Source organism: Microcystis sp. LE19-10.1B (assembly GCF_027530565.1).
GTDB classification, from domain to species: domain Bacteria; phylum Cyanobacteriota; class Cyanobacteriia; order Cyanobacteriales; family Microcystaceae; genus Microcystis; species Microcystis aeruginosa.
This window is the reverse complement of record NZ_JAPZQM010000463.1, coordinates 1-8,610: the sequence shown is the minus strand read 5'-3', so window position 1 is coordinate 8,610 and position 8,610 is coordinate 1. Positions and strand designations below refer to the sequence as shown.

Annotated in this window: 9 protein-coding genes; 4 read left to right on the top strand and 5 right to left on the bottom strand. The window is 42.6% G+C overall.

Going from position 1 to position 8,610, the window contains the following annotated elements:
• Positions 1-49 precede the first annotated feature (49 nt).
• Entirely contained in the window at positions 50-178 is a 129-nt protein-coding gene (locus O9332_RS16885) for a hypothetical protein (RefSeq protein ID WP_288026535.1), read from the top strand.
• A gap of 391 nt (positions 179-569) precedes the next feature.
• Here O9332_RS16885 and O9332_RS16880 read toward each other — a convergent pair whose 3' ends face one another.
• Entirely contained in the window at positions 570-1,103 is a 534-nt protein-coding gene (locus O9332_RS16880) for a DUF2062 domain-containing protein (protein ID WP_002760175.1), read from the bottom strand.
• A gap of 53 nt (positions 1,104-1,156) precedes the next feature.
• On the opposite strand from O9332_RS16880, the gene mnmE reads away from it, so the two are divergent.
• Positions 1,157-2,530 carry a tRNA uridine-5-carboxymethylaminomethyl(34) synthesis GTPase MnmE gene (gene mnmE, locus O9332_RS16875; RefSeq protein ID WP_002760173.1) on the top strand — a complete coding sequence of 458 codons (1,374 nt, stop codon included), beginning with the start codon at positions 1,157-1,159 and terminating at the stop codon, positions 2,528-2,530.
• An 84-nt stretch (positions 2,531-2,614) separates the two neighbouring features.
• Here the strand turns inward: mnmE and O9332_RS16870 are convergent, their stop codons facing one another.
• From O9332_RS16870 to tnpB, 4 genes are all read right to left on the bottom strand, one after another.
• Positions 2,615-2,911 carry a hypothetical protein gene (locus O9332_RS16870; RefSeq protein ID WP_002760171.1) on the bottom strand — a complete coding sequence of 99 codons (297 nt, stop codon included), beginning with the start codon at positions 2,909-2,911 and terminating at the stop codon, positions 2,615-2,617.
• Between the two features lie 112 nt (positions 2,912-3,023).
• Positions 3,024-3,332, bottom strand: a complete 309-nt coding sequence (locus tag O9332_RS16865) for a DUF4164 family protein (protein ID WP_002760170.1) — start codon at positions 3,330-3,332, stop codon at positions 3,024-3,026.
• 113 nt (positions 3,333-3,445) lie between these two features.
• Entirely contained in the window at positions 3,446-3,721 is a 276-nt protein-coding gene (locus O9332_RS16860; RefSeq protein ID WP_002760168.1) for a hypothetical protein, read from the bottom strand.
• Positions 3,722-4,081: 360 nt separating this feature from the next.
• The gene (gene tnpB, locus O9332_RS16855; RefSeq protein WP_002760167.1) at positions 4,082-5,263 is read right to left on the bottom strand and encodes an IS200/IS605 family element RNA-guided endonuclease TnpB; all 1,182 of its coding nucleotides are present in this window, start codon (positions 5,261-5,263) and stop codon (positions 4,082-4,084) included.
• A gap of 168 nt (positions 5,264-5,431) precedes the next feature.
• Here tnpB and alr point away from each other — a divergent pair, with 168 nt between their 5' ends.
• Both alr and O9332_RS16845 read left to right on the top strand, forming a co-directional pair.
• Positions 5,432-6,628 carry an alanine racemase gene (gene alr / locus O9332_RS16850; protein WP_002760163.1) on the top strand — a complete coding sequence of 399 codons (1,197 nt, stop codon included), beginning with the start codon at positions 5,432-5,434 and terminating at the stop codon, positions 6,626-6,628.
• 441 nt (positions 6,629-7,069) lie between these two features.
• On the top strand, positions 7,070-8,374 hold the full coding sequence (locus O9332_RS16845; RefSeq protein WP_288026531.1) for a cytochrome P450: 1,305 nt from the start codon (positions 7,070-7,072) through the stop codon (positions 8,372-8,374).
• Positions 8,375-8,610: the final 236 nt, after the last annotated feature.

Genomic DNA, 8,610 nt, shown 5'->3' with positions numbered 1-8,610 from the left:
CCAAATTAGATGAGCTTACCCTGTTATAGACAAAGGCATTTAGCGATTTTTGTCAATTGTTTTTTATCTAGAGCGAACTAATCAATTAAGTCTCTTGCCAGATAAGGATTTAGTCGATTTATGCCCCCCTATCGAACCATACCAAGTAACGAAGAACCGAAAAAATTATCATGATTGATGTTGTGGGACATCGACGACAAATTTATGATTAACATTTATAGCAAGCAAATTTTAGGAAAAGTATGCCGAAGCAGAACTCCTCTATTTACAATCATTAGCAATTGCTTAGAAAGCTTTAGGGGAGAATCCTCCTACTACTGTTAAGATTCGGGAAAACTTACAAAGGCTGCGACAACAGCAACATCCATCGTCTTAACTGTGATTGATGTGATTATGGGATGGACTATGATTGATTATTGATGAAGACTTGCTGAATACAACACAATCATAGTATTCATTCAATCATTCAAATCACAGTTTAGACTTATTATGGGATTACCGTAGGTGCTTCTCATCCATGCCCCTTAGATTACCAGATTTCGTCCCCCCCCCTGAACGGTGACAATTTATCAGCGTTTTCTCCCTGTTTGTCGCCGGTGATACCGTTGATGAACTAGGCGATAGCTAACAAAATAGGTTATAGTAGCAAATACCGTCGCTGATAGTAAGCAACCAAAAAACAGGGTCAAAAGAAATTGGCCGCCAGAACTAGCTAACTTTTCGGTGAAGCTTTGATTAGTTTGAAAAATGTCGCCCAGATTCGATCGCCCGCTTTGACCAAGAATAAACTCTCCTAATTTATAATTAAACAGGAAAATTGGCAGATCGGTCAAGGGATTGCTGATATAAGTACCGGCAGCAGCCGCGATCTTGTTGGCGCGAAATAGGGTGGCTAAAAAGATAGCGACGATGATTTGAAGGCCCATCCACGGGAAAAATCCCGAAAAAACTCCCAAGGCAAAACCCCTGGCAATTTCCCTAGGATGTCCTTGTAATCGCATTAAGCGAATATACCAATAGCGCAAAAATCGCAGTAAGCGATTACTCGAATATTTGCGGCTTTTTCTCGCTTTTAATGACCGTGAGCGCATATTTTCGGGCATAAATGCTGACAAAATTGATACCGACTTCAATTTTAGCAAGGGGTGATTAAGAGATGTTAAACACAGGGGATACGATCGCCGCCATCGCTACGGCGATCGTTCCGGAACAGGGTAGTATCGGTATTGTCCGTTTATCTGGTAGTCAGGCAGTGGCGATCGCTCGTCGGCTTTTCCATAGCCCCAATCGTCAAAAATGGCAAAGTCATCGTATTCTCTACGGTTATATCCGGCATCCCCAAAGTCAAGCAATTATCGATGAAGCTTTACTGTTGCTCATGTTGGCTCCCCGCTCTTTCACCCGCGAGGATGTGGTGGAATTTCACTGTCATGGCGGCATTATGCCCGTACAACAGGTGTTACAGTTATGTCTAGAAAATGGGGCGCGTTTGGCACAAGCGGGGGAATTTAGCCTCCGTGCCTTTCTCAACGGCAGAATTGACCTAACTCAAGCCGAAAGCGTCGTCGATCTCGTTGGGGCGCGTTCTCCCCAAGCGGCACAATTTGCCCTCGCTGGTTTACAGGGGAAACTCGCTCAACCGATCCGCCATTTGCGCGCCACCTGTCTCGATATTTTGGCCGAAATTGAGGCCCGTATTGACTTTGAAGAAGATTTACCGCCCTTGGATTGCGAGGCGATTCTCAATAGCATAGAACAGGTTTTTTGTCAAGTAAATTTAATTTTGGCCACCGCCGAGCGCGGGGAATTGCTGCGTAGTGGTCTGAAAGTGGCGATCGTGGGGCGGCCGAATGTGGGTAAATCCAGTTTGTTAAATGCTTGGAGTCGGAGCGATCGAGCGATTGTCACCGATTTACCCGGCACTACCCGCGATATTGTCGAATCTCAGCTAGTTGTGGCGGGAATCCCCGTACAAGTCCTCGATACGGCAGGAATTCGCTCGGCCAGCGATCGAGTCGAACAAATTGGGGTGGAACGTTCCCGTCAAACGGCCCGGTCTGCTGATTTAGTTCTCTTAACCGTCTCCGCAGAGTCAGGATGGACCCGGGAAGACGAGGAAATTTATCGCTCTGTCAGCGATCGCCGATTAATTTTAGTGATTAATAAAATTGATTTAGCTCATCCCGAAACGGTAATTTACCCAGCAGAAATTGAGCGAGTTGTCAAGCTGTCGGCCGCCCAAAATCAGGGTATTGAAGACTTAGAAAAAACTATTATTAATGCTGTCCAAAATCAAGAACTACAGGCGGCTAATTTGGATTTAGCCATTAATCAACGACAAGCGGCCGCTTTAACTAGGGCGAAAATTGCTTTGCAACAGGTCAAAAAAACAATTGACCAAAATTTACCTTTTGATTTTTGGTCGATCGATCTGCGTACTGCCATTCAATCCTTAGGAGAAATTACCGGCGAAGAAGTGACTGAATCGGTACTTGATCGCATTTTTAGCCGTTTTTGTATTGGTAAATAAGCAATGAGGAAATCCAGTCAAACAGAAACAAGGTTTTATCCTTTTGGGTTCGGTTAACTGTAGTCTTGTTAAGGATTAGAGAGATCAGATATTATTGGAAAAAAATACTTTCCACCCAGCCGTAATAATGGCACTTCCCAAAAGGATAATCAATGTCCAGACCTGATTTTTTTGGGTTCCCTCTACCGATATTAGCCGATTGTCGATGCCTTCGATTTTCCCGTCTAACACTTTAATATCCCCTTTGAGATCAGCTATTCCTATTTCTACTTTTGTCAAGCGTTCATCAATCTTATCGAATTTTTGACTAACTTCCTTGATACTGTCTTTAATTTCTTTAAGGACGACATCCAGGGAATAAGTGACAGTTTCGTTAGACATTGGCTAAACTCCTATACTGCATCTGGTTGGATATAATTTTATCTTAGTCTAGGCTTTAAGAAAATTTTCTTTCAGGAGCGATTAACTGTAGTCTTGTTGAGAATTAGAGAACTCAGATATTACTGGAAAAAAATACTTTCCAAGCAGCCGTAATAATGGCACTTCCCAAAAGGATAATCAATGTCCAGACCTGATTTTTTTGGGTTCCCTCTACCGATATTAGCCGATTGTCGATGCCTTCGATTTTCTCGTCTAACACTTTAATATCACCTTTGAGATCAGTTACTCCTATTTCTAGTTTGGTTAACCGATCTTCTACCTTGTCAAATCTTTCGTTAACCCGCTTCTCAAGCGAGTCGATCTTTCCCTCAATCCTTGTGAGGACAGCTTCTAGGGAATAAGTAACAGTTTCGTTAGACATTTGGTAAACTCCTATACTGCATCCGGTTGGATATAATTTTATCTTAAGTCTAGGCTTTAAGAAAATTTTCTTTCAGGAGCGGTTAACTGTAGTCTTGTTGAGAATTAGAAAGATCAGATATTACTGGAAAAAAATACTTTCCATCCGGCCGTAAAAATGGCACTCCCCAAAAGGATAATTAATGTCCAGACCTGATTTTTTTGGGTTCCTTCCACTGATTTTAGCCGATTGTCGATGCCTTCGATTTTCTCGTCTAACACTTTAATATCCCCTTTGAGATCGGTTAATCCTATTTCTACTTTTGTCAAGCGCTCATCAATCTTATCGATCTTTCCCTCAATCCTTGTGAGGACAGCTTCTAGGGAATAAGTAACAGTTTCGTTAGACATTGGCTAAACTCCTATACTGCATCCGGTTGGATATAATTTTATCTTAGTCTAGGCTTTTTGGCATTCCTTACCCCACAGTTAACTTCACTTCTGTCCAACCACTGAGATAGTGTTAGGTGAAAACTTCCCTACTTTCTTGTCACTCGATCGAATCTAAAACCTAATTGGTTAAGCTAAAAGCTTTTAGGTACTTAGTTTCGAGCCTTTATAACCCTAACCCCAAATTTTTTCGGGAACTTCCTAACATCCCATTCATCTTAAAGCCTAGATTCCGCTGGGAAAAAGGAGGAAATCCAGAGGAGTTTCCGGCTTCTTTCCTAGCCCTCTCGGTTTTCTTTTGGTTTGACACTCCCATCGCACTCATGCGAGGGATTCTTCATTCACGGGGAGATGCCTTGCAAAAGCAGTGCCTTTACTTGGTCTTACTCTCCCTCCAGAAGCAGTAGCGGTATGCCCTACCGCCAAAATTCGTAAACCTTCATCTCGAATATTCTTAGCGGCATTGATGTCTCTATCGTGGGTTTCTCCACACTTAGGACATTGCCAACTACGAATATCTAAACTCAAACTATCAACAGGATTTAAACAGTTACTACAAGTCTTAGAGCTAGGAAAGAATCTATCTACTTCTATATATATTTTTCCTTCCCATTCAGCCTTGTATTTTAACATAGTACAGAATTGACCCCAACCAGCATCACTAATTGATTTTGCTAGTTTAGGGTTTTTGACCAGGTTTCTGACTGCCAGATTTTCTACCACTATGACTTGGTTTTTGTCAACTAATTTACGACTTAGTTTGTGCAGAAAATCTTCACGACAACGAACGATTTTAGAGTGAACTTTAGCAACTTTAACTCTAGCTTTATTTCGATTCTTAGAGCCTTTTTGCTGGCGGCTTAGTTTCTTTTGTCTCCTCGCTAATCTTTGTTCGTACTTACGATAGTATTGAGGATTCCCGTGTTTAGTCCCATCTGATGTAATAGCAAAATGGGTTAGTCCAACGTCTATCCCGACAGCTTTTCCTTCTGATGATTTTTGGGGTAAATCCTGACCATCATCATAGAGACAAGATGCGAAATATTCTCCTGATGGATTAACTGAAACCGTAACAGACTTTAAGTTTCCCTCTGGTTGCCGTGAAACTTGGCAAGAGACTTCACCAATTTTAGGCAATACCAGAACATCATCTTTTAACTTACAGTGTTGAGGAAATCTAATCGACTGCCTATTTTGCTTTTTCTTGAAGTTAGGATATTTAGCTCTACCTTCAAAAAAGTTAAGGAAAGCACTAGAAAGATTTAAAGCAGCTTGTTGTAATACCTGCGATGGTACTTCGCTTAACCACTCATGCTCTTTTTTTAAGGAAGGCAGCAGCTTAATTATTTCGTCTCTGCTTAATCCTTTTCCAGTTTGCTTGTAAGTTTCGGATGTTAAGTTTAGAGCGTAATTGTAAAACCATCTAGCACAGCCAAACGACTTGGCAAGCAAAACTGATTGCTCACTGGTCGGATAGATTCTGTACTTAAACGCTTTTAATATCTTGTTTACCCAACTAAATTTACTATGGTAAGCTATGCAAGGCTAAACTGTCAAGGATTTAATCGTGCTTTGCTGTTTTATATTGGTCGGGGTTTCATCCTGTCAGTACGAGGGTCTTCACCCCGACATCTGTGATAAATTGGGTTATGTGTGCAAAGGAGTGAGCGAGTGGTGTTTAGCATCGAACCAAAAATTATCAATCCGCCCAAAAACCGTCATGATTATCAATTGTCGGAAGCAATTCGCTATCGTGCTTGGGTAGAGATTGATCGCTCTGCCCTACAACAAAACGTGCGAAAAGTCAAGGCCTTATTAGCCCCAAAAACGGAATTAATGGCGGTAATTAAAGCCGATGCTTACGGACACGGGGCAGTTAAGGTGGCTAACAGCGTTTTAGAAGCCGGAGCGCAGTCTTTAGCCATCGCGACTATCGGTGAAGGTATCGAACTACGGGAAGCGGGAATCGTTGCCCCAATTATGATTTTAGGGGCAGTGAACACCCTGGAAGAAGTGGCAGCCTTAGCCCATTGGCAATTGCAACCCACCCTGGTGCAAATCGAACAGGTGCAAATTTTTGCCACCGTTATGAGACGCTTAGAACAGCGGCTGCCGGTTCATATCAAACTAGATACGGGGATGTGTCGCTTAGGTACACAATGGCAAAACGGCACAAAATTCGTCGAACAGGTTTTAGAGGCTCCTAACCTAAAAATTGCCAGTATATACTCCCATTTTGCCACGGCTGACGATCCCAATCCCGAGATGATGCAGTTACAACGGCAAAGATTCCAACAAGCGATCGCCGAGTTAAGATCAAAAGGTTATCATCCTCCCTGTCTGCATTTAGCCAACTCTGCCGCTACCCTAAGCGATCGATCTCTGCACTACGATCGAGTTAGAGTCGGATTAGCTCTCTACGGTCTTTATCCCGCCGATCATCTCACCGATAAAGTCCCTTTGCAACCCGTCCTGCAAGTAAAAGCGCGCATTGCCCAAGTCAAAACCATTGCCGCCGGCTCCGGAGTGAGTTATGGTCATCAGTACATAGCGGCAAAAGATACTCGTATTGCTGTGGTCGGTATCGGTTACGCTGATGGAATTCCCCGCAATCTCTCCAATCGTTTAAAAGTATCCCTGAGAGGACGTTTAGTACCCCAAATCGGCGCAATAACCATGGATCAGTTAATGATTGACGTGAGCGAGATTCCAGAGGTAAAAACAGGGGAAATCGTCACACTTATCGGTAAAGATGGCCCACAGTGCATCACCGCCGACGATTGGGCGCGGGATTTAGGTACGATATCCTGGGAAATTCTCTGCGGTTTTAAGCATCGTTTGCCGCGAATTACTATTAGCAATGGCTAATTAGGGTTTGCGGCAAAAAGTTTTTCGGTGGGGGCGGGGTGTAGGGTGTAGGGTGTAGGGTGTAGGGTGTAGGGTTTTAGCGATTTTCATCTGGTCAATTACCTAATTTTCAGGGAAAAAGTCCAGGAATTTTCCAACCGATCACTCCCATATCTGGTACTTTTTGGAAACCAAAAAGTCTAAAAGTCTTACCCAACAAGGTTTTCACATTTATTGAGCAAGCCCTAATTATGGCGGTGATCTTAAAAAATGTCAATTGGCGGCAATTCTTATTGTTAACTGACTGGTGAGATCTGTAATTAATTTTGCCTAGATACTTGCCTTGGTCAAGTGCGATCGCTAATTGTCAGGCTAGATTAGGGGATGAATTCTCCGGTGCTTTAGGTTAGAATAAACAGGGTTAATCGACGGCAACTGATTAGTTTTACCCTAGAGGCAGCGATGACTATAAGCAAAGATTTACCCCTACCCCCCGGCAGTTTCGGATTACCCCTATTAGGAGAAACAATCGCTTTTTTGACCGATGGGGATTTTGCCAGTAAACGTCATAATAAATATGGTCAACTTTTCCGTACTCATATTTTTGGCAGTCCCACGATTATTTTATCCGGTGCCGAAGCTAACCGGTTTCTCCTCAGCAACGAGAATAAATACTTTGCGGCAACTTGGCCTAAAAGTACCAAAACTCTCCTCGGCAGCGCATCTTTAGCGGTGCATACAGGAGATGTCCACGCTTCCCGTCGTCGCTTAATCTATCAAGCTTTTCAACCCCGGTCCCTAGCAAGTTATATCCCTACGGTAGAAACAATTACCGCTCACTATTTAGAGCGTTGGCAAACCGCAAAAACCCTGTCATGGTATCCTGAATTAAGAAACTATACCCTCGATATCGCCTGTAAATTATTTGTCGGTCTTGATCATGGTTCTGCTACCAAATTAGGAGAAGCTTTTGATACTTGGTGTGCGGGACTATTTACCCTTCCCATTCCCCTTCCCTGGACAGCTTTTGGCAAAGCATTACGCTGTCGAGAAGAATTACTACAAGCGATCGAGACTATCATTTTAGAAAGACAAAAAAATGATGACTTAGGCCAAGATGCTCTGGCTATCCTTTTACAAGCTAAAGACGAAAACGGTCAAAGTTTATCCTTAGCAGAATTAAAGGATCAAGTGCTATTATTACTCTTTGCTGGTCATGAAACTTTAACCTCCGCTATCGCCACTTTCTGCCTACAAATGGCACTGCATCCCGATATTTTTCAGCTTGTCCTCGAGGAAATAACTAATTTTGATCTATCTACTCCTTTAAGCGTTGATACCCTCAAACAGATGACCTATTTAGATCGCGTTTTAAAAGAAGTTTTACGTTTTACTCCCCCCGTGGGAGGAGGATTCCGTCGGGTAGTAGAAGACTGTCAATTTAACGGTTATCATTTGCCGAAAGGATGGGTAGTGCAGTATCAAATCAGCAATACCCATAAAGATAATAATATTTATTCTCGTCCTGAAACCTTCGATCCCGATCGCTTTTTAGCCGAAGAAAAACCCTACGGATATATCCCCTTTGGTGCGGGATTGCGCGAATGTATCGGCAAGGAATTCGCTCGTTTAGAGATGAAAATTTTAGCCGTCCGTTTAGTAGAAAAATACGATTGGCAATTACTCCCTAATCAAGATCTCACCCTCACCACTATCCCCACTCCCCATCCTCGCGACGGTTTACAAGTCACCTTTAAACCCCGTTAACCAGTTAGGATAAAAAAACTTTAAAAACAGTTTAGCGTTTTTCTCGTAGCCGTGAAATTTATTTCACGGCCTTTATTGTCGGAAATGCTCAGATTTTGGGTTCTTCGGTTTTTGTTATGCAATGGACGGGGGTTATAAGGGATGGAACCCTTATATAGAAAGGCATTTGGCGATTTTTGTCAATTATTTTTGATCTAGAGCGAACTAATCAATTAAGTCTCTTGCCAGATAAGGAT